This is a genomic window from Pseudoalteromonas sp. 10-33 (assembly GCF_001469195.1).
In the GTDB taxonomy this organism is placed as follows: Bacteria; Pseudomonadota; Gammaproteobacteria; order Enterobacterales; family Alteromonadaceae; genus Pseudoalteromonas.
The window spans coordinates 187,607-212,681 of sequence record NZ_LOFI01000001.1; the positions used below are offsets into that span (position 1 = coordinate 187,607).

The 25,075-nt window shown below is 40.2% G+C and carries 24 protein-coding genes, 1 pseudogene and 1 riboswitch; of the genes and pseudogenes, 18 read left to right on the forward strand and 7 right to left on the reverse strand.

Translation table 11 applies throughout. The annotated features are described in order from the left end of the window. Positions 1–73: 73 nt before the first annotated feature. The 7 genes and pseudogenes from ATS76_RS00795 to ATS76_RS00825 all read left to right on the forward strand — a co-directional run bounded on the left by ATS76_RS00795 (position 74) and on the right by ATS76_RS00825 (position 6,750). On the forward strand, positions 74–739 hold the full coding sequence (locus ATS76_RS00795) for a methylamine utilization protein (protein ID WP_058550662.1): 666 nt from the start codon (positions 74–76) through the stop codon (positions 737–739). Continuing rightward, the gene (locus ATS76_RS00800) at positions 729–3,044 is read left to right on the forward strand and encodes a bifunctional diguanylate cyclase/phosphodiesterase (RefSeq protein WP_058550663.1); all 2,316 of its coding nucleotides are present in this window, start codon (positions 729–731) and stop codon (positions 3,042–3,044) included. The genes ATS76_RS00795 and ATS76_RS00800 overlap by 11 nt, the downstream gene beginning before the upstream one ends. Further along, a pseudogene (locus ATS76_RS00805) lies at positions 3,031–3,867 on the forward strand (DUF3034 family protein). Before ATS76_RS00800 ends, ATS76_RS00805 begins: the two are co-directional and overlap by 14 nt. Then, on the forward strand, positions 3,867–4,292 hold the full coding sequence (locus tag ATS76_RS00810; protein ID WP_039036341.1) for a group I truncated hemoglobin: 426 nt from the start codon (positions 3,867–3,869) through the stop codon (positions 4,290–4,292). The pseudogene ATS76_RS00805 and the gene ATS76_RS00810 overlap by 1 nt, the downstream one beginning before the upstream one ends. An 87-nt stretch (positions 4,293–4,379) precedes the next feature. Then, on the forward strand, positions 4,380–5,447 hold the full coding sequence (locus tag ATS76_RS00815; protein ID WP_058550664.1) for a CDP-glycerol glycerophosphotransferase family protein: 1,068 nt from the start codon (positions 4,380–4,382) through the stop codon (positions 5,445–5,447). Beyond that, positions 5,444–5,839 carry an adenylyltransferase/cytidyltransferase family protein gene (locus tag ATS76_RS00820; protein ID WP_039036343.1) on the forward strand — a complete coding sequence of 132 codons (396 nt, stop codon included), beginning with the start codon at positions 5,444–5,446 and terminating at the stop codon, positions 5,837–5,839. The genes ATS76_RS00815 and ATS76_RS00820 overlap by 4 nt, the downstream gene beginning before the upstream one ends. 80 nt (positions 5,840–5,919) lie before the next feature. Further along, positions 5,920–6,750, forward strand: a complete 831-nt coding sequence (locus tag ATS76_RS00825) for a sulfurtransferase (RefSeq protein ID WP_058550665.1) — start codon at positions 5,920–5,922, stop codon at positions 6,748–6,750. A 413-nt stretch (positions 6,751–7,163) separates the two neighbouring features. Here ATS76_RS00825 and ATS76_RS00830 read toward each other — a convergent pair whose 3' ends face one another. Continuing rightward, positions 7,164–7,523: a DUF5522 domain-containing protein gene (locus tag ATS76_RS00830; RefSeq protein ID WP_058550666.1), complete on the reverse strand. Its 360-nt coding sequence runs from the start codon at positions 7,521–7,523 to the stop codon at positions 7,164–7,166. A gap of 43 nt (positions 7,524–7,566) precedes the next feature. Here ATS76_RS00830 and ATS76_RS00835 point away from each other — a divergent pair, with 43 nt between their 5' ends. Beyond that, entirely contained in the window at positions 7,567–7,893 is a 327-nt protein-coding gene (locus ATS76_RS00835) for a hypothetical protein (RefSeq protein WP_058550667.1), read from the forward strand. 64 nt (positions 7,894–7,957) lie between these two features. Here ATS76_RS00835 and ATS76_RS00840 read toward each other — a convergent pair whose 3' ends face one another. Continuing rightward, positions 7,958–8,926 carry a class 1 fructose-bisphosphatase gene (locus ATS76_RS00840; protein WP_058428319.1) on the reverse strand — a complete coding sequence of 323 codons (969 nt, stop codon included), beginning with the start codon at positions 8,924–8,926 and terminating at the stop codon, positions 7,958–7,960. 154 nt (positions 8,927–9,080) lie between these two features. On the opposite strand from ATS76_RS00840, the gene ATS76_RS00845 reads away from it, so the two are divergent. Together ATS76_RS00845 and ATS76_RS00850 are read left to right on the forward strand one after the other, a co-directional pair. Continuing rightward, positions 9,081–11,510: a zinc-dependent metalloprotease gene (locus tag ATS76_RS00845; RefSeq protein WP_058550668.1), complete on the forward strand. Its 2,430-nt coding sequence runs from the start codon at positions 9,081–9,083 to the stop codon at positions 11,508–11,510. Positions 11,511–11,657: 147 nt separating this feature from the next. Beyond that, positions 11,658–12,431, forward strand: a complete 774-nt coding sequence (locus ATS76_RS00850) for a YggN family protein (protein WP_006792053.1) — start codon at positions 11,658–11,660, stop codon at positions 12,429–12,431. Between the two features lie 27 nt (positions 12,432–12,458). Here the strand turns inward: ATS76_RS00850 and rsuA are convergent, their stop codons facing one another. Beyond that, on the reverse strand, positions 12,459–13,157 hold the full coding sequence (gene rsuA / locus ATS76_RS00855) for a 16S rRNA pseudouridine(516) synthase RsuA (RefSeq protein ID WP_006792054.1): 699 nt from the start codon (positions 13,155–13,157) through the stop codon (positions 12,459–12,461). A 59-nt stretch (positions 13,158–13,216) separates the two neighbouring features. Here rsuA and zapE point away from each other — a divergent pair, with 59 nt between their 5' ends. After that, entirely contained in the window at positions 13,217–14,326 is a 1,110-nt protein-coding gene (gene zapE, locus ATS76_RS00860; RefSeq protein WP_058550669.1) for a cell division protein ZapE, read from the forward strand. 44 nt (positions 14,327–14,370) lie between these two features. Here zapE and galE read toward each other — a convergent pair whose 3' ends face one another. After that, a complete protein-coding gene (gene galE, locus ATS76_RS00865) occupies positions 14,371–15,387 on the reverse strand; it encodes a UDP-glucose 4-epimerase GalE (protein ID WP_058550670.1) in 1,017 nt (338 codons plus the stop codon). Positions 15,388–15,658: 271 nt separating this feature from the next. Between galE and ATS76_RS00870 the strand changes: the two genes are divergently transcribed. After that, positions 15,659–16,150, forward strand: coding sequence for a DUF3016 domain-containing protein (locus ATS76_RS00870; RefSeq protein ID WP_058550671.1), 492 nt, complete (start codon positions 15,659–15,661; stop codon positions 16,148–16,150). 40 nt (positions 16,151–16,190) lie between these two features. Here the strand turns inward: ATS76_RS00870 and ATS76_RS00875 are convergent, their stop codons facing one another. Further along, entirely contained in the window at positions 16,191–16,481 is a 291-nt protein-coding gene (locus ATS76_RS00875) for a hypothetical protein (RefSeq protein WP_010555634.1), read from the reverse strand. Between the two features lie 71 nt (positions 16,482–16,552). Here ATS76_RS00875 and ATS76_RS00880 point away from each other — a divergent pair, with 71 nt between their 5' ends. Further along, on the forward strand, positions 16,553–16,762 hold the full coding sequence (locus tag ATS76_RS00880) for a hypothetical protein (protein ID WP_006792059.1): 210 nt from the start codon (positions 16,553–16,555) through the stop codon (positions 16,760–16,762). A gap of 8 nt (positions 16,763–16,770) precedes the next feature. Here the strand turns inward: ATS76_RS00880 and epmB are convergent, their stop codons facing one another. Further along, positions 16,771–17,784: an EF-P beta-lysylation protein EpmB gene (epmB, locus tag ATS76_RS00885; RefSeq protein ID WP_058550672.1), complete on the reverse strand. Its 1,014-nt coding sequence runs from the start codon at positions 17,782–17,784 to the stop codon at positions 16,771–16,773. A gap of 41 nt (positions 17,785–17,825) precedes the next feature. Here epmB and efp point away from each other — a divergent pair, with 41 nt between their 5' ends. After that, positions 17,826–18,392, forward strand: a complete 567-nt coding sequence (gene efp / locus ATS76_RS00890) for an elongation factor P (protein WP_006792061.1) — start codon at positions 17,826–17,828, stop codon at positions 18,390–18,392. Between the two features lie 100 nt (positions 18,393–18,492). Beyond that, positions 18,493–19,467: an elongation factor P--(R)-beta-lysine ligase gene (gene epmA, locus ATS76_RS00895; RefSeq protein ID WP_058550673.1), complete on the forward strand. Its 975-nt coding sequence runs from the start codon at positions 18,493–18,495 to the stop codon at positions 19,465–19,467. Positions 19,468–19,584: 117 nt separating this feature from the next. Here epmA and ATS76_RS00900 read toward each other — a convergent pair whose 3' ends face one another. Next, entirely contained in the window at positions 19,585–21,702 is a 2,118-nt protein-coding gene (locus tag ATS76_RS00900; RefSeq protein ID WP_235590887.1) for a TonB-dependent receptor, read from the reverse strand. A 130-nt stretch (positions 21,703–21,832) separates the two neighbouring features. Between ATS76_RS00900 and ATS76_RS00905 the strand changes: the two genes are divergently transcribed. From ATS76_RS00905 to thiC, 3 genes are all read left to right on the forward strand, one after another. Further along, entirely contained in the window at positions 21,833–22,237 is a 405-nt protein-coding gene (locus tag ATS76_RS00905; RefSeq protein ID WP_058550674.1) for an acyl-CoA thioesterase, read from the forward strand. 121 nt (positions 22,238–22,358) lie between these two features. Beyond that, a complete protein-coding gene (locus ATS76_RS00910; RefSeq protein WP_082664307.1) occupies positions 22,359–22,757 on the forward strand; it encodes an META domain-containing protein in 399 nt (132 codons plus the stop codon). 100 nt (positions 22,758–22,857) lie between these two features. After that, positions 22,858–22,967, forward strand: a riboswitch (TPP riboswitch). A gap of 143 nt (positions 22,968–23,110) precedes the next feature. Next, on the forward strand, positions 23,111–25,063 hold the full coding sequence (thiC, locus tag ATS76_RS00915) for a phosphomethylpyrimidine synthase ThiC (RefSeq protein WP_058550675.1): 1,953 nt from the start codon (positions 23,111–23,113) through the stop codon (positions 25,061–25,063). The last annotated feature ends 12 nt before the right edge of the window (positions 25,064–25,075 follow it).

Consider the following 25,075-nt stretch of genomic DNA (forward strand, 5'->3'; position numbering starts at 1 on the left):
ACTGGGCTATATTCCTTGCAATTAACCCCTGTAATTAATTACCTTAACCTAACGTTAATAGTTAGGTGTTGTTATGTTTGAACGTTGTTTGCAAAAAATAACTAAAAGTTGCCGTTTTTTAACCATGGGTTTGTTTTTTGGTTACTTTTTTAACGCCGCTGCACTGGAGTTGGTAGTAGAAGATCAACACGGTAGTAAACTAGCAAATGCTGTTATTGAGCTACACTTTAACGCCGAGCAATTAGCCAAGCCAAATCTTCCTGTAGCCACTATGGACCAAGTTCATAAACAGTTTTTGCCAGAGCTATTAGTTGTGCAAAAAGGGCAGCAAGTTGACTTTCCAAATAGCGATAATATTCGCCACCATGTGTATTCTTTTTCGCAAGCTAAGCCTTTTCAGCTAAAGTTATATTCAGGGCAACCAAAAGCACCTATTACTTTTGATAATCAAGGGGTCGTTGTTTTGGGGTGTAATATTCACGACTCTATGGTTGGCTACATATATGTGGCAGGTAGCAAACATATTTATAAAACAAATAAGCAAGGCAAAGTAACCTTGCCAAATAACCTATTACCGATTGAATTAAGCGTATGGCACGCTTTGCAAACAGCACCTTTGGAGAATAAAAAAATTATAACGGTAAGCGCTAAAAGCAAACACACCATAACGGTAAACACATCTACACCGGCACCAAGAAACACCTTTGGTAGCAAATTTAAGGCTGGTAATGACTCATAGTTTAAAAAACCGAATTATCTCACTCTGCGTAGGGCTGGTGTTATTAACAACGCTGGTGAGTGTTGCTAGTTTTTGGTGGTCAACAAGTCAGTTTCAAGAACAAAAAGTAGACCAAGACATAAGTGTTGCGCAAAACGTATATAAGCAATATTTGACCTCAAAAGAAAGCCTATTGTTAACAGCAGCTAAAGTACTCACTGCCGATTTTGGTTTTAAACAAGCGGTTGCCACGCGCGATGCGGGCACCATAAGCAGTGTTTTGTATAATCACAGCCAACGGATAGACGCGCAATTAATGTTGCTTATAGATTTATCGGGTCAGCTAATTTCGTCAAATTTAGAGCAAGGTGCCTTTGAAGACGACTTGCGACCTTTACTCGCAGAGCTATTTAACGCACAAGAGCAATCCACATTTGTAGTGTTAAACAATGAGCTTTACCAGGTTATTTTATTACCTGTAAAAGCCCCAAGAACCATAGCTTACAGTTTAGTAGGCTTTAAAATAGACGACAGTGTTGCAAGCGAGCTTAAAAGCTTAACGGGCATGGATGTAAGTTTCGTAGGCAGTGCCGACAACCTAGTTATTAGCTCGCTAGATGAGCGCCCAACGCCTTTTGAACCGGTGAGTTATTTTAACTCGGCCACCACCTCACGAATATTTGGCGAGTACCCGGTTTACCGAAACCGAGATATTAATTTAGCCTCTTTGGCAACACACCCAATTATTATTTTATTAAGCGCCGATTTAACACAAAGTTATAGCGATTTTGAAAAGCTATTTTTTACCCTTATTATTTTGTCTATCTTAACGATGTTTGTAGGTGTAATAACAAGTAGCTTATTAGCAAATAACTTAACAACGCCGCTTTCTCAGTTGGTTGTAATTGCTAAGCAGTTTGCACAGGGTAATTATAATTTTGAGTTTAAAGGTAAAAAACAAAGCACAGAAATAACGACCTTAGTTAATGCGTTCGACAACATGGGTAACGACATCAACAAGCGTGAACAACAAATTAGTTTTCAGGCGCGACACGATACTTTAACCGGCTTTTATAATCGCTCTGCGATGTTAGAAGTGTTGGACAAAGAATTAAGCGAATTAACTCAATATACGCTTGTAGCAATAGATATAAAAGGGTTACGCCATATAAACGATAAGCTGGGCCCGCGCATTGGCGATGAATGTATAAAAACCGTGGCATGCAGAATAAGTGAGTTTTCGGATGAGTTTGGTGGGATTCATGCGCGTATTGGGGGAGATGAGTTTTTAACGGTATTTCCAAGCAGTGCGGTTAGCGAGAAAAAGTGCGGCATAGAGGGATTAATTGCTAGGCTCCAAGAGTGTTATACCATTCAAAAGTTAAAAATTAACTTACAGTTTAGTACCGGTGTATTGCAGTACCCATCGCAAGGTACTGCCAGTGATGACTTAGTAAGGCGAGTGCTTATTGCCGTAGAAAATGCGGCCAATAACCAAAACCATATACATTATTACCAAGATGGCGAGGACGAGGCCCACTTAGATCGTTTAATTATGCTTGATGAATTAAAGCAAGCTATTAGCGATGACGATGGCCAGCTGTTTATGACCTACCAGCCTAAGCTGCATATGCAAACTCAAAAAATAGATAAAGTTGAATCGCTTATTCGTTGGCAGCGTAAAGATGGCAGCTGGGTTAATCCTGAGTTATTTATTGATTTAGCTGAGCGCTCAGGGCTAATTGTTGAACTAACGGCATGGGTAATAAATACCGTTGTTGCACAAGTTGCCGACTGGAAATCGAAGGGTATTGAGCTTCAAGCCGCTATTAATGTATCTGCACAAGATATTGCGTTTCCGGGGTTTCATGCCGCGTTAGTCGCTACGCTTAAAAAACATAATGTGGATGCAAGGTTAATCACCATTGAATTAACCGAGCGCGACATGATAGAAAACGAAGAAAAGGGCATAAAAGCGCTTAAAGATTTAAAACAAATTGGCGTTAAAATATCGCTTGACGATTATGGGGTAGGGCAAACATCGCTGGGGCGTTTAAAAATGTTACCTATTGATGAGCTCAAGCTCGATAAATGTTTTATTTTAAAACTAGATGCCTCTCAAAAAGATCAATTTATAGTGCAGTCGTCAATTACGCTTGGGCATCAGTTAGGTTTTTCGGTGGTGGCTGAAGGGGTCGAAACCGAAGAGTCGTTAGCTTTACTTAAAACAATGCAGTGCGACCACGCACAAGGTTACTACCTTAGCCGGCCTTTAAAAGCTGATTTATTAGAACAATGGCTGGAAGAATACTATGGTAAAAATTAAGTATTTATTTGTCAGTGTTTTATTGCTAGTAAGTTTGCCAACGTTTGCCAACAGTAGCGGAAAGTTACTAGCAACACCTGGTGTATCTCAAGTTGAAGGTAGCGGCGGTGGCGGTATTGTGCCTTGGGCTCAGCTTGCAGGTTATGCGAGCGAAGATGAATTTTCGGTAAATGGTTTTTGTAGCCGAGCTGATGTGAGTGATTACGCATTAAATGTATGTGGTGCGCAGTTAAACTTATTTAATCGGGTGGAGCTAAGTTACGCAAAGCAAGAGTTTGACGTGCCAGCACTTAACACCGAAATAGAGCAATCGATTACTAGTGCAAAAATACGTTTATATGGTGATATTGTTTACAGCCAATGGCCGCAATTAAGTTTAGGTATACAGCATAAATCGCTAGATGACGGCACCGTAGCCAAACTTGTTGGCGCAGAGGATACCAGCGGTACAGATTATTACTTGGCTGCCAGTAAGCTTCACTTAGGTGCTTTTGCAGGTTATAACTGGTTTTGGAATGTAACAACACGCTATAGTGAAGCCAATGAACTGGGACTACTCGGTTATGGTGGCGGCAATGCTGACAGCGCGTTTTTATTTGAAGGTAGCACCGCTGTATTTTTAAGTCGTGAATTGGCAATCGGTATTGAGTATCGTCAAAAAGCGAATAACTTAAACTTGGGTGAGCAAGACTGGAAAGACGTTTTTGTTGCCTGAATGCCTAATAAAAACGTGAGTGTAACTGCCGCATATTTAGATTTAGGGCGTATTGCAGGGGCAGACGATCAAACGGGTTGGTACTTATCGGTAACAGGGTATTGGTAATGAAGTTAATTGCAGTTGGGTTTTTATGTGTTGGTATTTTAATGGGCTGTGCGAATAAAGCACCGCCTACTTTATATTACCAAATTGGCGGCAACGCCGGCATAGAAAAACTAATTGATAGCTTTATTAATCAAATTGGTAACGACGAGCAGGTATTTCACTACTTTGAGCACACAAACATAGCGCATTTTCGTCAAGGTTTTATTTTGCATATGTGCATGCTTACCGATGGTCCGTGTAAATACAGCTACGCAGGTGATTCAATGGTAGACATACACACCGGCATGAATATAACAGAAAAAGATTTTAATCATGTTGTTGATTTGTTGGTGAATGCCATGAATGAGCAAAACATATCTCATCCTATTCAAAATAAAATTTTGTCAAAAATGGCGCCATTAAGAAGCGACATTATTAACATATAGTGGATAAACATTATTTTCTGTTTACCTACAATACAAGCCATTACTTATGTACAATGAATAATATTGTTACTTTATTGTATATTTTTCATGTTTGTATATTTCGACGTCCAGCATATTTATTATTTACCTCAATATATACCTGTAATTGAAAAATTATCACATAGGGGTCATCAATGCGCATTAGTATTTTATAGATCTCAAGAAAAACAATTTATAGATATTTGCGAGACATTCGCAGTTGAACATTCAATAAAAGCAATTTGGTTGGAAGATAAATCAAATACATTAGATTTCTATCAGAGTGTTGAGTGCGATTGGGTCGTGTTTGGTAATGCGTTTTTAGACGTTGATAAGCTCAATAATAAAAGTGTATTAATGCAGCATGGCATAGGTCCAAAAAGCTGCTACTACGATGTATCAAACACTACGACTACCGTTCGCTTTGTTGAAGGTGAACATCGTTTAAAACGATTAAAAAACTTATATCCAAATGGTAATTTTGTTGATAGCGGCTATGCGAAATTAGATCCAATTATTAACAACTCAGTGGAAAAAGTTGACTTGGCTGGGTTGGGTTTAGATAAGAATAAGCCAACACTTTTATATGCCCCCACTTTTTATCCGAGCTCTATTGAGTGTATGAGCGATGATTTTCCAGAGTGTTTTCCTGATTATAATATTATTATAAAACCACACTTTTTTAGTTTGTCTAAACCGCGTTATAAAAAACAAAAAAGTAAAATCATGCGCTGGAAAAAATATAATAATGTTTATTTAACAAGTGAAAGTGAATTTAACTTAACGCCTTTTTTAGCGGTTGCAGACATAATGTTATCAGACGCGTCGTCTGCTATATTTGAGTTTGCAGCTCTGGATAAGCCTGTTGTGTGGTGTGACTTTTACAAGCTACGATGGAATTATAGAGGCATATTTTCTTATCGTTTTAAGGCACGGCTTGATGAGGACATAAATTATTTTCACAAAATTTGTCAAAGGGCTGAACAGTTCAGCGATGTTGTATCTGCAGTTCAGTTGTGTGCCTCAGAATCTGAAGAATTTAGATTTAACCGGAAAAAAATTATTGAGCAGCTTGCAGGAAAAATAGATGGAAATTGCGCTGACCGTATAGTTAATTACTTAGAGAGTTATGAATGAAACGAGTTATTACATTTGGTACCTTTGATATTGTTCATGTCGGTCATATTAACATTTTAGAACGGGCGAAATCTTTGGGTGACTATTTAATTGTTGGGATATCATCAGATGCACTCAATATGCAAAAAAAGGGTAGAACTCCAGTTTATAGCGAAAGTGATAGAGTTAAAATAATTAGTTCTTTACGCTGTGTCGATGAAATTTTTATAGAGCATTCCCTTGAACTCAAAGGCGATTACATAAAAGAACATGATGCAGATTTGTTAGTAATGGGTGACGATTGGGCAGGTAAATTCGATAACTTCAAAACGTTATGTGACGTACAATACTTAACTAGAACACCTTCCATTTCAACTACGGAAATAATTGAAGTAGTTCGCAATCCTTCATAAAAACTTATAAGAGCGATAATTCAGTAATATTTTGATTATTACTCTAAACCCCATTCGCTTTATTATTAAAAGGGTATCAAATCAAAAACTTAATAACCTGCCAGCAATTACAAAAAAGGCTAAACGACCCTACTTTAGTTTTGTTTGATGCGGGTATGCTTCGCCCTGGTGTTTTAGGAACTTATGTGCCTGGAGCTATGCTACCCAATGCAAAGCGGTTTGACATAAAAAATGAGCTGGCAGATAAATCAAACCCGCTATCAAGCACAATGTGTAATGCACAGCAGTTTACACAGGTTATGCAGCATGCGGGTGTAAACCATGATTCGTTTATTGTGGTATACGAAGATACTGGCTTATTTAGTGCTGCAAGGGCGTGGTGGATGCTAAAAGCCATGGGGCATCACAATGTAAAGGTTTTAAATGGCGGCCTTAAAAAGTGGTTAGCGTGCGGCTATGCAGTGCAGCAAGGTTATAGTGAGGCTTTAACGTGTGGTAATTTTGAAGCAAGTTATAATCCAAATTACTTTATTGACCGCCAGCAAGTATTAGCAGCAATAGATGATGCGAATACTATATTGTTAGATGCGCGTGCCTATAAACGCTTTACTGGTGAAGAGAGCGAACCTCGAAAAGGCATGCGAGGTGGGCATATACCACAAAGCCGTTCATTGCCTTTTTTAGATTTATTAACCGATGGCGAGGCTAAAGCTTTTGAAGAAATAAAGATAAAATTTGAGAACGCTGTAGGTACTGCAGAGTATATTCAATTTAGCTGTGGATCAGGTATTACAGCGTGTATTTTAGCTTTATTTGCTGATGAATGTGGTTATAAAAACTTAAGTGTTTATGACGGTTCTTGGAGTGAGTGGGGCGCGAGTGATTCATTGCCTATCACCAAAGATGTATAAGTGAAAATACTATAACAAGCAATTTTTGTAGGCGCCTTGCTTGCTGGCACGTTTAATTTATACATAGTCACATTAACAACCTTTGCGTGAGCAAGCTTCACGCCTACGTGTGGGTAACTTTAAATGTTTATTACCACCGAGAGCACCGAGGCGCTGCGCGCTACACTGAGTAGAGCGTAACGTTTGATTGGTTTTAAAATTACTTCTCCTGCACTACTCCTTGTTTTCTCTGTGGTGAATAAGTCACTTTTTGTTGTATTACTTAATAGCATTTAATTACCACCGAGCGCACCGAGGCGCAGCGCGCTACACTGAGTAGAGCGTAACGGTTGATTGGTTTTAAAATTACTTCTCCTGCACTGCTCCTTGTCTTCTCTGTGGTGATAATAATGTTTTATTCACTTTGAAACCTTTTACAGCTTGTATCCATAAGGGCAGTTTTTACAGCCATTTTTACAGCAGGTTCCTCGCTTTAAAAAAAACCACTTACTAAATACCATGTAGCCATTTTGCATGGTGTAGTCGAGTTCTTCAATTAAGTTATCGTTTCCTTTAAATGCTTTTGCAAACTCTATTTGGCTTTTAATTGGCTGAGTATAAAGCGCTTCAAGGTAATGATTAATTTTATTGAGTGTACAGGTTTGGCACAAACAGCTTGTTGCTGTTGCGTCTAGGGGTAAAATAGCGGGTAACTGGTTACACCAACATGCGGTTATATTATTTACATTACAGTTAAGCACTGTATTACATTGGCTGCAGTTTGTTTGAGTCATTTTAGTTCTTATCAATAGTAGAGCGCCAAGAATAACAAATATTATGAATATACAAAAAGCCTTAGCAGAATTTATTACGTTTTCGGCAAAAAGAGACAATGCAATATCGGTTATTGTGTCAACGCCTGCATATGGTCAAGCGCCCTTATACATATTAAAAACTGACGTATTAGTTGGTGTAATTAAACGCTGTTTGAGTGGTGAAATAGATTTAGATGACTTAGAGCTTTGGGCTAACGTTATTGAGTCACGAGAAGACGTTGATTGCGCTGAACACGAGGGCGTTATTTATGCGCTTAGTAATAGCGAGCAAATGGGCGAGCTTGATCACCAAAAGCTTGAAAAAATACTGGCATTGTTAAAGGATTAAAGTTTAGGTTAACTTAAAACCGCATTTAAATTAAATGCGGTTTTAGTATTTTTTGACAACCTGATTACTTGTGATATCCCAAGCAGGTTTCTACTTCGTTTTTAGATCCTAAAATAACCGCTACACGCTGGTGAATAGCGTCTGGCTGAATATCCATAATACGTTCAGAGCCTGTTGAGGCAATGCCGCCGGCTTGTTCTACTAGCATAGCCATTGGGTTTGCTTCGTAAAGCAGACGCAGTTTATTGGGTTTATTAGGATCTTTAGTATCAGTTGGGTAAGTAAATACACCGCCTCGGCTTAGTACGCGATGAACATCGCCTACCATGGCGGCAATCCAGCGCATATTAAAGTTTTTAGCGCGCGGGCCGGTATCGCCTTGCAGTAAATCATTTATGTAGTTTTGCATAGCGGGTTGCCAATGACGCTGATTAGACGCATTAATCGCAAACTCGTTTGTATCTGCAGGTATAGTGGCAAAGTCTTCTGTTAGTAAAAAGCTCCCTTGGGTTTTATCAAGGGTGAACATGCGTGTGCCTTTACCTGTACTGAGTGCCAACATTGTTGATGGGCCGTACAGTACATAACCTGCCGCAACTTGCTTGTGGCCAGGTTGCATAAAAATACTTTCGTCTGCTGCATCTGAGCCTTCAGGCGCTTCCATAATTGAAAATATAGTCCCTACCAGCGAGTTAATATCGGTGTTTGACGACCCATCAAGTGGGTCAAATGCCACAATATATTTAGCGTCGGGGTTTCCTGCAACGGTGTAATCTTCTTCTTCAGAGGCAATGGCTTTAACTGTGCCCGACTCCAGTAAAATATCTTTTAATAGCTGATTAGATAATACATCGAGCTTTTTTTGCGTTTCGCCTTGAATGTTTTCATCAAGTGTTGAGCCTAATACGCCAGAAAGCGCACCTTGACCAACACGAAACGATATTTCTTTACATGCCGCTAAAATAGTTCGGATTAATGATAATAGTTCTCTTGGGCAACCGTCTTCTAGCAATACTGGAGGGAGTCTACGCATTCTATTTTCCTGATAACGTGTTAAAACCAATCATAATGTGAGAGAGATTAGTTTAGAGCGCTGAAATTCGTCTTAAATATCTGTATTGTTTAAATACCGCCCTATAATGGGGGCACCTAATCGTACCTAAAACGCCTATAACAAAGATAAGATTATGAAAAAAATACCACTACTAAGTTACATATTCTTTACTGTGTTGTGCTCTATCATAACTCAAGCGCACGCAGCAATTAAGTCAATTGATGAATTTACTACACAAATGAACCACTTTCCGGGGTATTACTCGTTTTATTACGATACTCAAAACGGCAAAGTGTATTTAAAGGTAGATAAGTTTGAGCAGCAGTTTTTATTACAACAAAGTTTGCCATACGGGATTGGGTCAAACGATATTGGACTTGATCGAGGCCAGCTTGGCAACACGCATTTGGTACAGTTTGAGCGCTTTGGCGATAAAGTTATGCTGCGTGCTGTAAATACTTACTACCGTGCTAACACTAATAACAAAGCCGAGCAGCAAAGTATCAAAGAGGCATTTGCATCAAGCATATTGGCGGGCTTTAAAGTGGTTGCTGAAGACAAAAACACGGCACTTATTGATTACACACCTTATTTATTGAGCGATGTACATGGAGTAAGCCGTACACTAGCTGCCCGTAAGCAGGGGAATTTTAACCTTGATGAATCACGAAGTGCGGTTTACATGGCGCGTTCAAAAGCCTTTGTAAAAAACACCGAACTGGAAGCCGTGCTTACATTTAAAGGCGCAAAGCCGGGTAAGTTTGTACGCCAAGTTAGCGCCGACCCATACACTGTTACCGTACATATGCACCATTCACTTGTTCAATTACCAGATGATAATTACACACCACGTAAATTTAACCCGCAATCGGGCTTTTGGAGCATTGAACACAAAGATTACGCAGCGCCTTTAGGCGAGTCGATGTATGTTCGTTATATACCGCGTCACCGCTTAGCAAAAAAAGATCCGAGCTTACCTATTAGCGAGCCGGTTGAGCCTATTGTTTATTATTTAGATCCCGGTGTACCAGAGCCAGTTAAAAGCGCCTTACTTGAAGGCGGTAAGTGGTGGAATGATGCATTTAGCGCTGCAGGTTATAAAAACGCGTTTATTGTTAAAGTATTACCAACCAATGTTGATCCCATGGATATTCGTTACAACGTAATTCAGTGGGTGCATAGGGCAACACGTGGTTGGTCATACGGAAGCTCAGTTATTGATCCGCGCACCGGTGAAATATTAAAAGGCCATGTTACGTTGGGTTCGCTTCGTGTTCGCCAAGATATTTTAATTGCAGAAGCGCTGGCTGCTCCTTATTTTAAAGGCGATGAAGTTGCTAAAAACTTACACGCTATGGCGCTTGATCGTATTCGCCAGTTAAGCGCCCATGAAATTGGCCATACATTAGGTATTGCCCATAACTTTGCGGCATCAGTAAGTGATAGAGCCTCAGTAATGGATTACCCGCACCCATTATTGAGCTTTAATGAACAAGGCAAGCTTGACGTAACACGAGGCTATGCAACAGGTATGGGCGTATGGGATACGCAGGTAATTAAATACGGTTATAGCGACTTTACCAATCAAGATGAAAGCGCAGAGCTGGCCGCAATTTTAAAAGAGAATAAAGCCAAAGGGCTAGCGTTTATTTCAGATTCTGATGCGCGAGCTAAAGGGGGCGCTCATCCAACTGCTCACCTATGGGATAACGGCGCTAACCCATCAGAAGAGCTTTTACGTGTTTTAGATGTGCGTAAAAAGGCACTTTCGCAATTTGGTATTAATAATATTAAGTTGGGTGTTGCGCTATCTCAGTTAGAAGAAAAGCTTGTACCACTTTATTTATTTCATCGTTTTCAAGTTGAGTCTGTGGTTAAGTTAATTGCAGGTGTAAATTACGAATATGAAACACGCGGTGATGAGCCAGTCCAAGGCGCTCAGGTTGTTGATAAGCAAGTGCAACAAGATGCAGTTAATGCCATTTTAGCAACGCTTACAGCCAAAAATTTAGTTATACCTGAATCTGTATTATCGTTAATTCCGCCAAAAGCATATGGTGAGTCTAAATCGCGCGAAAGCGTAGTGGGGCGTACCGGGTTAACACTTGATGCAATGGCTTTACCAGAGGTGGCAGTGCAGCATAGTTTATCGTTGTTGCTTAATCCACAGCGCTTAAATCGTTTAGCGCAACAACAAGCCCGTAATAACCAATTTTACAGTTTAGATGCGTTATTAAAGCAGTTGTATAGCCATGTTTATAATGTATCGTCGCCCGACACAATGAAAGGCAAAATAACCCAGCGTATACAGTTTTTAACAGCAAAAACCTTTGCTGACTTAGTGGCAAGTAATAATGTAAGCCCAGAGGTACAGGCCCAACTTCGTTATTACTTAGTTAAGCTAAGTGACGACTTTAATCAAAACACTATGCTGAGTAATACAAGCACCGGTGAAAGCGCATTTAAGCAATACCTAGCAGTGCAGGTAAAACACTTTTTAGCTAGTGGAGAGTGGCCTAATAACTTTAAGGTTCTGCCTATACCGCCAGGTTCACCCATTTAATTTTATAAGGGCGCAGGTTAACACGCCCTGAGCTTTAAACGCCTTTATAAGCAGCGCTTCGATAGTATCAAGCGCTGTTTTTTCTTGCATAAAATTGGTTTTTTGTTAACCTACTTGCCTTCCATTTTTTGTCTTTTTGAGGTGTATATGGCGTTTTTATCTCGTGCGATTTTATCGCTGTCCATTGCACTTTCAAGTACCGCTGCCTTTGCTCAAAAACCGTGTGATGTTGAACTCAGACACGGTCTAATTATTACCGATGACGTAATACGAATTGTTGATAAAGGCCAAACACGAGTGCAAATTAACAACAATACCCAGCTCTTTATTCGTGGCTATTGGGTCGATTTAGGTGAAGATGAAAGCAAAGTACTGGAGCAATTTAGCCAAGGCATTCGCCAAACAGTACCCGAGCTTGTAAATTTAGCCACCGACGGTGTTAATTTAGGGCTGAGTGCTATTGAGCAGGTGGTTGAGGGCATGTCGGATAAAGAGCCTGAAGTACTTAAAACCCAACTGCAATACGTAGAACGCGCGTTGATGGATAAGTTTAAGCGAGGCGACGACTTTTTTTTTATAGCTCCTCAATCACTTTCTCAAATTGATGACTTTTTTACAAAAGAAATAAGCCAAAAAATCCACTCGGCGGTTCATGGCTCGTTAGGTGCTATTTTAGTGTCTTTAGGGGATGCGTTTAAATCGCGTGAAGGCAATATTGAGGATCGCATTAACGATATGGGTCAACGCATGGATATCATCACGAAAGAGATTGATAAGTCATTGCAAAAAAAAGCAGACCAATTAGAGCTAAAAGCATCAGAATATTGCGAATACCTCAACACCTTAGATGTCACCGAATCTCGCTTACAAGCGATTGTACCGGGCATGGCAGACTTTGATTTAGTGCAAATTAAATCGTAAGGGAAAGTGGTTCGTTATCAGACAGCCCTATAGTTTTATCTCATTCTCGGTTAACAAGCGGTATTCGCCTGGCGCTAAGTCTTCATCTAACTTAATACCCGCAATTTGCTCACGGTGTAATTCAACCACTTTGTTATCAACGGCGTAAAGCATGCGCTTTACCTGATGGTACTTTCCTTCACTAATTGATAAGCGTAAACCGTAGTTAGCTAAGCGCTCAGCAATAGCAGGGCGGGTGGCATCTTTTTCATTGTGTAGCATAACGCCTTCGCGTAATTGCTCAAGCGCTTCGTCGGTAATTGGTTCTTGGGTTTCAACTAGGTATGTTTTAAATTTATTACTGCGTGGTGAGGTAATTTTATGTGACCAGTCGCCATCGTTAGTGATAATAACTAAGCCTGTTGTGTCTATATCTAATCGACCTGCTACGTGAAAGTCACTCATATTTGGCTCATCAAGTAAGTCAAAAACTGTTTTGTGTAAGTCATCACTATTTGCGCAAACATAACCAACAGGCTTATTTAGCATAAAGTAACGTTTACCTAAAAACACTAATGGCTCACCGTTATGTAATACGACATCGTCTTTTGCTAACTGAAAGTTATGTGCTGTGATCACCTCACCATTTACGCTTACTTCTTTACGCTTAATACTGGCGCGAGCTTGCGTGCGCGGTACTTCTGCTAAGTGGCTAATAAATTTATCTAAACGGCAAGGGAATTTCATTTTGGTTCACATTTTTAGTCGGCTACAATGGGCGCGATTATAGCCGATAGTGAAATACCATGACAGTGCACAGCACACTAATTTTAAACCTGTATAAGGGCAAAGTGGCCTCTGGTGAGCTGACGTACGATGCTGCCCAGCAACGTGCGGTTATGGCATTAAATACCTTAAGCTTACAACTTCAGACACCGGTGAAATGGTGGCAAAAAACACCAAATATAAACGGAGTTTATTTGTATGGGCCGGTAGGACGCGGTAAATCAATGTTAATGGATTTATTTTATAATAATGTGCCAGTGGTAAAAAAACAGCGACTTCACTTTCATCATTTTATAGCACATGTTCATAGTCAATTAGCTGAGCTACAAGGCCACGCGAATCCGCTTACATTGATAGCGAAAAAATGGGCTAAAAACATTAAAGTATTATGTTTTGATGAGTTTTTTGTCAGCGACATTGGTGATGCCATGATTATGGCTAGATTGTTTAAAGCGATGTTTGAGCAAGGTTTAGTGCTGGTGGCTACCTCTAATGCAAAACCAGAACAACTTTATAGCAACGGCCTGCAACGCGCGCGATTTTTACCTACTATCGATTTAATTAACAACCACTGCCAGATAGTCAATGTGGCCGGTGAGGAGGATCATCGCTTTAGATATGGTAAAAATAGCCGCCATTATTATATCAACTTACCGAGTGATGATTTTAAAGCTATTTTTATGCAAGCATATTCGCAGGTTACTTTTTCAGATGTAATAACGATTCACGGCCGTAAACTTAGCTACCAATTAAAAGCGCCTAGAGCCGTAATCATTGATTTTATGGCTTTATGTTCAGGCCCACGTAGTGCAAACGACTATATGTTTTTAGCATCCCAGTTTGATGTGTTGTACGTTAATAAAGTGCCTAAAATGGGTGAAACCGCAACGGGTAAAACGATTGTGCATGGAATAGAAGATAGCTACCAACGGGAAAAGCAAACGCTTGAAGAACACACTTTAGACGACGAAGCTCGGCGCTTTATTGCATTAGTGGATGAATTTTACGACTGTCAAAAATTACTGATCATCAATGCTCAGGTAAATATAGAGCATTTATATGTGGGTAAAAAGCTAAGCTTTGAATATGCGCGAACGCAATCGCGGCTAGTAGAAATGCAAAATTGGTAAAAAACGCGCTTAACGGTTTATGGCTAAGCGCAAATTTAATGACTTTACTTACTGTAGCCATTTGGATTGTTTGACTGCCAGCGCCATGTATCTTGCATCATGGCATCAATTCCGCGTTTAGCTTCCCAGCCCAGCTCATTAAGGGCTTTTTCTGGTGCAGCGTAACATGCAGCAATATCGCCAGGGCGACGAGGTGATAATTGGTATGGTACTGCTTGGTTACTTGCTTTAATAAATGCATTAACCATTTGCAGAACAGAATAGCCATTACCAGTGCCAAGGTTATATACAAGTGCACCCGTATTTGTAGCTATTTTATCAAGCGCTTTTAAGTGGCCAATAGCTAAATCTACAACGTGAATGTAGTCGCGTACGCCTGTGCCATCAATGGTGTCGTAATCATCACCAAATACGGCTAACTGCTTGAGTTTACCCACTGCTACTTGAGCAATGAATGGTAATAAATTATTAGGAATGCCATTAGGATCTTCACCAATTAGGCCCGATTCGTGAGCACCTACTGGATTAAAGTAACGCAAAATAGCAAACGCAAAGCGCTCGTCAGATTTAGCGATATCCTGGAGCATCATTTCTACCATCAATTTTGAGGTACCGTATGGGTTAGTTGTGCCACCAACAGGAAAGTCTTCTTTAATAGGTAAACTTGCCGGGTCACCATAAACGGTGGCAGATGAGCTAAACACTAACTTAAATACGCCCGCATCTCGCATAGCATCAACTAAGGTTAACGTGCCTTGCACATTATTTTGGTAATACTCTACTGGTTTAGCAACCGATTCGCCAACCGACTTTAAGCCTGCAAAATGAATAACGCTGTTAACTGTATGCTTTGCAAATACTGAATCTAAAAAAGCTTTATCGAGTATGTCACCTTGATAAAAAGTTACTTCTTTTCCCGTAATTTGTTTAACGCGAGCCAGAGACTCTTGCGATGAATTTGCTAAATTATCTATAACAACAACATCACTTCCTTGTTGCAAAAGTTCTAAAACGGTATGCGAGCCAATATAGCCTGCGCCACCGGTTACTAAAATAGTCATGAAAGCTCCGTAGGGTTCTTTATTCAGTTATTTTAATTTCAACATAAAATGGCAGAGTTTACATGCTTTATATTTAATTTTTAGTTTGCAAAGAAGATGTTTTAACGTAGTTTTAAAAGGTACATCAGATTACATTTTGTTCGTTTATAATTACATTTAACAACTATGATTAAGTTATAGTTAATATATATCTGTTAGGATAGTTTAATTAAGGTAAGCAACAAAATCATACCATATACATTGTGTTATGGATTACTTTTTGGAGATAGCTATGAACTCAGTTACAAAAATTTCAATGGCACTGTGTGTTGTATTGCCACTATTTACACATGCTGGCGAGTCTGCAGTTAAGTGGCATGACTTTAAAGACTATCGCGATGTGCGTGCATCAAACCAAACTAAAGCGTCTTACCATAAGCAAATTACGAAGCAGTTTGAAAAACACTTTTCCAAGCTTGCTGAGCAACTGTCAAAAGATTATAAGCTAAATGTCGAAATTACAGATGTTGATTTAGCTGGTGATGTACGTTTCAGTGGCACAAGTGAAATTCGCGTTGTTGAACCTATTTTTTTCCCACGTATTAATCTGAACTATTCGTTAGTTAATAAAGAAGGGGATGTAATAAGTGAAGCAAATGATGTTGAACTCAAAGACATGGGCTTTATGGATAGAATAAGAAGAGGCCGAGAGGAGTCATTTGACCACGAAAAAAGATTACTCACACAGTGGTTTGGCGAACAAGTATTAACAAGTATTGATTGAGTTAACTTGCCGCTTAAGAGCGGCAAGTGATTAACTTTGGTTACTTAAACGTGGCAAGTAAAGTGAGTAACTGTTGTAATTTAATGACGGTCGTTTTTAACTTTTCTTCGTTAAAGCCATCGTTTGATAAACTTTCTACATCAGCTGCAACGTCTAGTACATAGGGTTTGAAACGCTTTGCTTCAAAGTCAAAACCAGCGTCTTTTCCAAATAAGGCTTTAAATTTACCATGGCCTTGTTGTTGTAATTCGTCTAGTTTTTTGTCGGCATCAAGTGCCTGACGATAAACAATTTTTAAGTTAGCGTTGAGTTGTTCAATTATAGAATCCATGGTTTTCCTAAAGCTTTGTACTGCATGGCCGATATAATACGTGGATTACATTTAAAAGTCAGGTTAGTAATATGAATATATCAGGTTCAAGTTTACCCGTTATGTCAGGGGCTAGCGAAAGTGGTGAAGTTTACAGCGCTTCTTTGGCTAAAAAACAGCAACAGGCAGACGGCGCAGCTGCGCTTGCACTAATTGAAGGTGCTGCGCAATCATCAAGTGCGCAAACACCGGCTAAATCGGTGACTGCAACACTTGGAAATAACATAAACGTATACGTTTAAATGTCGCCCTAAATAAGTTTGAGGTCGATAGGGGTCTTACTTTTTTGACCTCCTATTTCTCTTACTAATTTAGGCACTAAAAATCCGGGCAGAGCTTTTAAAAGCTCTGCCATTATTTTTATTGCTTGCTCTTCGTTAATATCAAAGTGACTTGCGCCTTCAACTTTATCTAGCAAATACAAATAATACGGCAGCACGTCGGCATCAAATAACGCTTCACTTAAATTTATTTGTGCGTCAACCGTATCGTTCACGTCTTTTAAAATAACCGCTTGGTTTAATAGCATAACGCCTGCATGTTTAAGCTTTTGCATTGCAGCTTTAAACTCACCATCTATTTCGTTGGCGTGATTTATATGGTTTATAAATACAATTTTTAGCGGTGATTTTTGTAAGCGGGCACATAGCTCGTTGGTAATTCTCGCAGGTATCACGACAGGCAAACGGCTGTGTATTCGCATACGTTTTATTTGTGGTAATTTTTCAAGCTCATCTAAAAACCAGCTAATGGCATCGTCTTTGGCCATAAGCGGGTCGCCACCACTTAAGATCACTTCGTTTATATTGGTATCTGATTTTATATAGCAAAGGGCATCTAGCAGGCTTTTTTTATTAAGTTGGTTTTCTTGATATGGAAAATGACGTCTAAAACAATACCGACAATTTACCGCGCAACCGGTTTTAAACATAACTAAAACACGCGATTTATACTTATGTAAAACCCCGGGTTGATCGTTGTCTTGCTCAAGCAAAGGATCTTTATTAAACCCCGATTTTTTTAAAAACTCTTGATGACGAGGCATAACTTGCAGCAATAGAGGATCGTTTGCATCACCTTTACGCATTTTTTTTATAAAAGGCACTGGCACCCGTACCGGAAATAAACTGCGAGCTTTTAGGTCGTTTTCATGGACTTGGCTCGATAAACCAACCATTTCAAGCAAGGTTTTTGGACAGGTAACTACATTTGCTAATTCTTTTTGCCAGTTTTTATGCAAATTTGCTTCATTTCTTTGTATCATTGGCACGTAGATTACTCGAAAAAATTAAAATAGAGGAAACGATGGCGAATTATAGCACCAACGAGTTCAAGGGCGGCCTAAAAATTATGATGGACGGCGAGCCTTGCAGTATCTTAGAAAATGAAATGGTAAAACCTGGTAAAGGCCAAGCGTTTAACCGTGTTCGTATCCGTAAGCTTATTTCTGGCAAGGTACTTGAAAAAACCTTTAAATCAGGTGAATCGGTTGAAGGTGCTGATGTTATGGATACGGACTTAGCGTATCTTTATACAGACGGTGAATTTTGGCATTTCATGAATAACGAAACATTTGAGCAAATTGCTGCTGACGAGAAAGCATTAGGCGATGCTGGCAAATGGTTAGTTGAAAACGATGTATGTACTATCACACTATGGAATGGCAGCCCAATTGCAGTTACTCCACCAAACTTTGTAGAGCTTGAGATCACTGAAACAGATCCTGGCCTAAAAGGTGATACAGCGGGCACGGGTGGTAAACCAGCAACACTTAGCACGGGTGCAGTAGTTCGTGTTCCATTATTCGTTCAAATTGGCGAAGTAATTAAAGTAGACACCCGCAGTGGTGAGTACGTAGGCCGTGTTAAGTAATATTTAACGTAGCTTAATAATACCAATTCGCAAAGAGCAACACGGCCTAAGCGAATTGGTATGAATCCCAGCCTATGCTGGGATTTTTTTTGGAGAAAATATGTCAGCAACACTTTGGGCGCCCAGCGCAAATATAAAAACATTAAAACAACGCGCAGAAATTTTACGCACAATTCGTGAATTTTTTTACGTGCGAGATGTAATGGAAGTAGAAACACCGAGCTTAAGTGCTGCTAGTGTCACTGATGTTCACTTGGCAAGTTTTAATACTTCATTTATGGGCCCCGGGCATGCTGGTGGTTTGCCTCTTTATTTACAAACATCCCCCGAGTTTGCAATGAAACGCTTGTTAGCGGCCGGTTCAGGTTCTATTTTTCAGCTTTGCAAAGCATTTAGAAATGAAGAGGCGGGCAGCCATCATAACCCTGAGTTCACGATGCTTGAGTGGTATCGTCCTGGGTTTGACGAATTTGCATTGATGGATGAAATGGATGAGCTAATGCAGTGTGTACTTAATGTGGAGCCAGCAACGCGTATTACTTATCAGGATGCATTTAAACAAGTATTAGGCCTGGATCCACTGACAGCATCTTTAGATCAACTAAAGGCGCATGCTTGTGAGCACGGCTTTGCTGACATAGCTAAAAACGAAACTCATAAAGATACCTTGCTACAGCTGTTATTTTGTATGAAAGTAGAGCCGAGCATTGGGCAAACTAAACCCTGTTTTGTTTATCACTTTCCGGCATCCCAAGCGGCTTTGGCGCAAATTTGTGAACACGATGAGCGAGTCGCTGGTCGTTTTGAACTCTATTATAAAAATATGGAGCTTGCGAATGGCTTTAACGAGCTAACCAACGCAACAGAACAAGCTAAACGCTTTGATGAAGATAACCAGTATCGTGAAGCGCATGGTTTAAAACAAGTTCCGATGGATTCGCGCTTAATTGCTGCATTGGAGCATGGTTTACCGCAATGTTCAGGCGTAGCATTGGGGATTGATAGGCTGATAATGTTAGCAACTAACAAAGACACAATTAAAGATGTAATTGCCTTTGATGTAGATAGGGCTTAGAAAAGTTATTAGTTTTCAGATAAAAAAACACCGCGCTTTAATTAAACGCGGTGTTTTCTAATCTTTAACTTACAACTGACAACTGACAACTGACAACTGACAACTGACAACTCTATTTTACAGCTCTAACGTAAACGTTATACCTGCTACTCTTGGCTCACCTAATTGTGTGTAGGTATGCGTTTCGTAGCCATCAAGTGGGTCGTTACCGAACTCAAAGCCACGCGTCGGCACAGCTTCATCAAACACGTTGCGTGCCCATGCACGAACTGACCACATGTCAGCGTCGTAACCAAAGCTTAAGTTAACTAAGTTGCTGTTAGGCGCTTTTGAGTTATGGCTATCTGAGAAGTAGTAATCGTCTTTCCCTTCAATACCCACCATGGCATAAAAAGCGTTGGTAAAATTGTAGCGTGCAGTAAATGCATATTGGTACTTAGGCGATTGTGCTTGTTCACGGCCATCTTGGTTTAAACCAGATTGCGTTACAAAGTTATCTATTTCTGTGTCTAAGTAACCAGCGCTACCGGTTAATAATAGGTTGTCGGTGAGTCGGTAGTTACCTTCAATTTCAAGGCCGTAGTTACTACCAGAGCTTGCGTTATCAACGTAGCCTGTAAACTGCTGGCCTTCAACTTGCCATGCTTTTAACTGTATGTCGTCGCGGTGCATATAAAATGCCGCTAGGCGAAGTGTTAAAGCGTCATCGAGTGATGATCCTTTAACACCAAACTCACCGCTCCATAAGTATTCAGGGTCGAAGCTGGTGTGTTGTTGAAAAAAGTTAGCGTCTAGGTTTAAGCCTTCATCTTTTGCTTTTGCAAGCGCTTCAGAGTTAATACCACCGGCTTTGTAACCGCGCGTAATACTTGCGTAGATCATAGTGCGATCTATTACTTGATACTCAAGCGCGACTTTACCACCGAGCATAACATCGTCGGTTTCTTGTATAAACCCGTTACTGTCGGTGTAATCGCCTTGGTACTGCTCAACACGCAGGCCTGTTATTAAAGTGGTTTTTGGTCCAACAGGGGTGGCTACTTGACCATACATAGCAATATTACTGGTTTCATAAGTAGAGGCAAATGGGTTTGCAAGCCATGTGTATTGGCGCTCTAAATCAACATCGCGGTTTTGATAGTAAAGACCCGCAACCCAGTTACCGGCTTTATCATTAAACTGTAAGTTAGCTGATTGATCATCGCGATCGCGATTATAAATATCTGTAGAGCTGTAACCCCAAGGGTGTAAGCCTGCAGCACATAGTTGCGGCTCGTTTACATCATTACATACCCAGTCTTCGTCGTAGCTATAAAGTAATTCGCTATCGATGGCTGATAGGTTTAAGCTAATATCAAATGCATCAAACCCTGTGTAAGTATTAGCAATACCTAGCGCGTAACTTTTTTGATTATCTTGACCTGGTTCATCAGCAACACTGTTGCGGCTGTTATCGAGCGTAAAGGCATCGTAACCATTATTTATATCAATATAATGAAAATTTAACTCAGTGCTTAGGTTTTTAGTAAGCTGAGAGTTTAATTTAAAGCGTGCAACTTGCTCGTCTTGATTTTGTGTTGATTCGTTCAGGTATAAGTTGTCTACGTAGCCGTCAGATTTTCTGCCAAAGTAGCTAACTCGAGCTGTTGTATCGTCGGTTAACCCAGTGCTTACTGCAAGGCCAGCTTCATGGCTGTTGTATGTGCCAGCACCTAAATGGAGTTTTAAACTCGGATCGCTAGTTGCTTTAGCCGATTGCATTTGAATCATACCGGCCATGCCGTCTGCACCAAAACGTGTCCCTTGTGGTCCACGGTAAATTTCTACTTGGTCAATATCAAATAGTAACGAGCTGCCACCTAATCCTGAGTAGTTTATGCCGTCAATAACTAAACCAACCGAAGGATTAATTGGGTCAACAAATTGAGAACGTAAACCCACGCCACGAATTTGTATAAAACGTCCACGCGACGCCCCTGCAGTAAAGTTTACGTTAGCGGCACTACCTAATATTTCGTCTAAGTAACTTGCACCACGTAGGCTTATTTCTTCTTCGCTTAGTAAGCTTGCACTGGCGCTCAAAGTTTGAATGGTTTCGCGTTGAAAGTCACCGGTAACTACAATTTTTTCTATGTCGCTATCATCAGCATTTGCTGAAAAAGAGGCGCTTAATAGCGGCAAAATTGCAGCGGTGATTAAAGACAAACGTAAGTTCATTTTGTTACTTAACTCCATTTTAGGGGCTTATGCTGGGGCCTGTTGACCTTTGTAATATTCGTCTTAAAAGACAAGCTGACCCTAGTAATTATTTTTATACCTGTGTTATAACGCAGCGATTATACGTAAAAAAACTAGGATTACTAATATGACTTTTAAAGTTGATTTTAAAGTACGTCATTACGAATGCGATTTACAAGGGATCGTTAATAACAGTGTTTATTTTAATTATTTAGAACATGCTCGCCATGAATTCCTATTTGCAAACGGGGTTGACTTTGCATTATTGGCAAAGCAAAAAGTTAATTTAGTTGTGATTCGTAGTGAAGTTGACTACAAGCATTCATTAGTGCCAGAAGATGAGTTTTATGTATCTGTAAAGCCTGTTCGTATAAGCCGTTTAAAGTTTGCGTTTGAGCAAAGCATTGTACGTAAACACGATCAGCAAGTGATGCTCAAAGCAAAAGTAATAGGTACTGCGGTGAACGAAAAAGGGCGTCCTTTTTTACCACCCGAAATGCAAACCCTATTCAACAATAATGATTTAGGCTAACTCATATTCCATATATAACGTTTTATGAACAAAAAATTACATTTAAAACATGCAAATTTAACGGATAAATCGCATAAATATTGTTATTATGACATTAATTAGACAATGAGTTAGTAGCAGTATGAAATTAGCAGCAATACCGATGCTTGTAATCGGTTTATGTGTTGGTTGCGCATCAACAGGGACCGTTACCAGTGAGCAGCTAAAGTACACACAGTGGCAATTATCAACAATTGATGATGTAGCCTTAGAGGAACAATACACGGCTTCCGTTGGCTTTATTGAAGCACTTCAAGTAAATGGATTTGCAGGATGTAACCGATTTTTTGGCGAGGGTGAACTTAAAGAAAGTAGCTTGAGTGTGAAAAAAATTGGAATGACCCGAAAATCTTGTGGCGAAAAAACAGATAAGTTTGAACAGCAGTTTTTAAAAACGTTAAAGCAAGGTGTCACGCTTAGCATGCAAGGTCAAAAATTAGTTATGCAAGGCGAGCAAAAGTTTGTATTTGTTGCTAAATAAATTTTAGCGTTTAAAAAAATGACCCCTTGCGGGTCTTTTTTAACTGGCGTACACTCAGTGCAGATTTAGTAAACGTGTTTATTAAATCAACGAACAATTTATATACTTGTCGGAGTGCCTAAGTATTGTTGCTTAGGCTGAGATCGCGAAAGCGGGATCCGTGAACCTGATCAGGTTAATACCTGCGTAGGGAACAAGCTGCCTTAAACGGGACGCTTGTGCGTCTTTTTTTATGCGTACAATAAAGCCACTCGTCGTTTAATAGGCTGCAAAGTGGCACGAAGCCACTTTACGATCTTTCTCTATTCCTTTGGAATATCTGGCAAGACAACCCTTTAGTTATGAGGTAAGTCATGTCAAACACTACAAATAAATCATCGCGCCGTGAAACACGCGCAGCTGCATCTGAATACATTTATAATTTAACAGGTCAGCCATTTCCAAATTCTCAAAAAGTCTATGTTGAAGGCAGCCAATCAGGCGTGCGTGTGGGTATGCGCGAAATTACACTCAGTGATACGTTTATTGGTGGCACCGACGAAAAGCCGGTGTATGAACCTAATGAGCCACTTCGTGTTTACGATACATCGGGTCCTTATACCGATCCAAATTTTGAATTAGATGTACGTAAAGGACTACCAAAATTTCGAGAGCAATGGATTGAAGGGCGCAACGATACAGAAGTGCTCGATTCGGTCACCTCGCAGTTTGCACAGCAGCGCATGGCTGATGACGGATTGGATCATATTCGATTCGAACACTTACCAAAAATTCGCCGTGGTAAAGCGGGTAAAAACGTAACCCAAATGCATTACGCTCGCCAGGGGATTGTAACACCAGAAATGGAGTACGTAGCTGTACGCGAAAATATGGGCCGGGCAAAAATTCGTGAAGAATTATTAGCTGCGCAGCACAAAGGCGAATCGTTTGGTGCGAGCATTCCTGACTTTATAACCCCTGAATTTGTACGTGATGAAATAGCACGTGGTCGCGCAATTTTACCTAACAACATCAACCACCGAGAAACAGAGCCGATGATCGTTGGCCGTAACTTTTTAGTTAAAGTTAATGCCAATATTGGTAACTCATCGGTTACCTCGTCTATTGAAGAAGAAGTAGAAAAAATGGTGTGGTCGACTCGTTGGGGCGCCGATACCGTAATGGATTTATCAACTGGGCGTTATATTCACGAAACGCGTGAGTGGGTAGTGCGCAACTCGCCTGTCCCCATTGGTACTGTGCCCATTTATCAGGCCCTTGAAAAAGTAAACGGTGTCGCTGAAGACTTAACGTGGGAAATATTTCGCGATACGTTAATTGAACAAGCAGAGCAGGGTGTTGACTACTTTACTATTCATGCCGGTGTGCTTTTACGCTTCGTCCCTATGACGGCAAAACGTGTTACAGGTATTGTATCGCGCGGTGGTTCTATTATGGCCAAGTGGTGTTTAGCGCACCATAAAGAGAACTTTTTATACACCCACTTTGAAGACATTTGCGAAATTTTAAAACAATACGATGTGTGTTTTTCATTAGGCGATGGCCTTCGCCCTGGTTCTATTGCTGATGCCAACGATGAAGCGCAATTTAGTGAGTTACGCACCTTAGGTGAGCTGACTAAAATTGCATGGAAGCACGACGTACAAGTATTTATTGAAGGTCCAGGACATGTGCCTATGCATATGATCAAAGCTAATATGGATGAGCAATTAAAACACTGCGACGAAGCGCCTTTTTATACTCTTGGTCCACTAACAACCGATATTGCACCAGGGTACGATCACATAACATCGGGTATAGGTGCTGCACAAATAGCGTGGTACGGCTGTGCCATGTTGTGTTACGTAACCCCTAAAGAGCATTTAGGCTTGCCCAATAAAGAAGACGTTAAAGAAGGTTTAATTACTTACAAAATTGCAGCGCATGCCGCCGATTTAGCAAAAGGCCACCCGGGTGCGCAGGAGCGCGATAATGCCTTATCAAAAGCGCGTTTTGAGTTTAGGTGGCACGACCAATTTAATATTGGCTTAGACCCTGAACGTGCTCGCGAGTACCACGACGAAACATTGCCACAAGAGTCGGGCAAAGTCGCTCACTTTTGTTCTATGTGTGGCCCAAAATTTTGTTCGATGAAAATTAGCCAAGAAGTGCGTGATTACGCTAACGATCTAGAAGAGCGCGGTATTGATCCTAATAACGCGGGTGAGGCTATTGAAATTAAAATGATTGATGTAGAAGCGCAAATGAAAGCTAAATCAGAGGAATTTAAACAAACAGGCTCTGAAATTTACCACAAAGCAATATAAATCGGCTTTAGG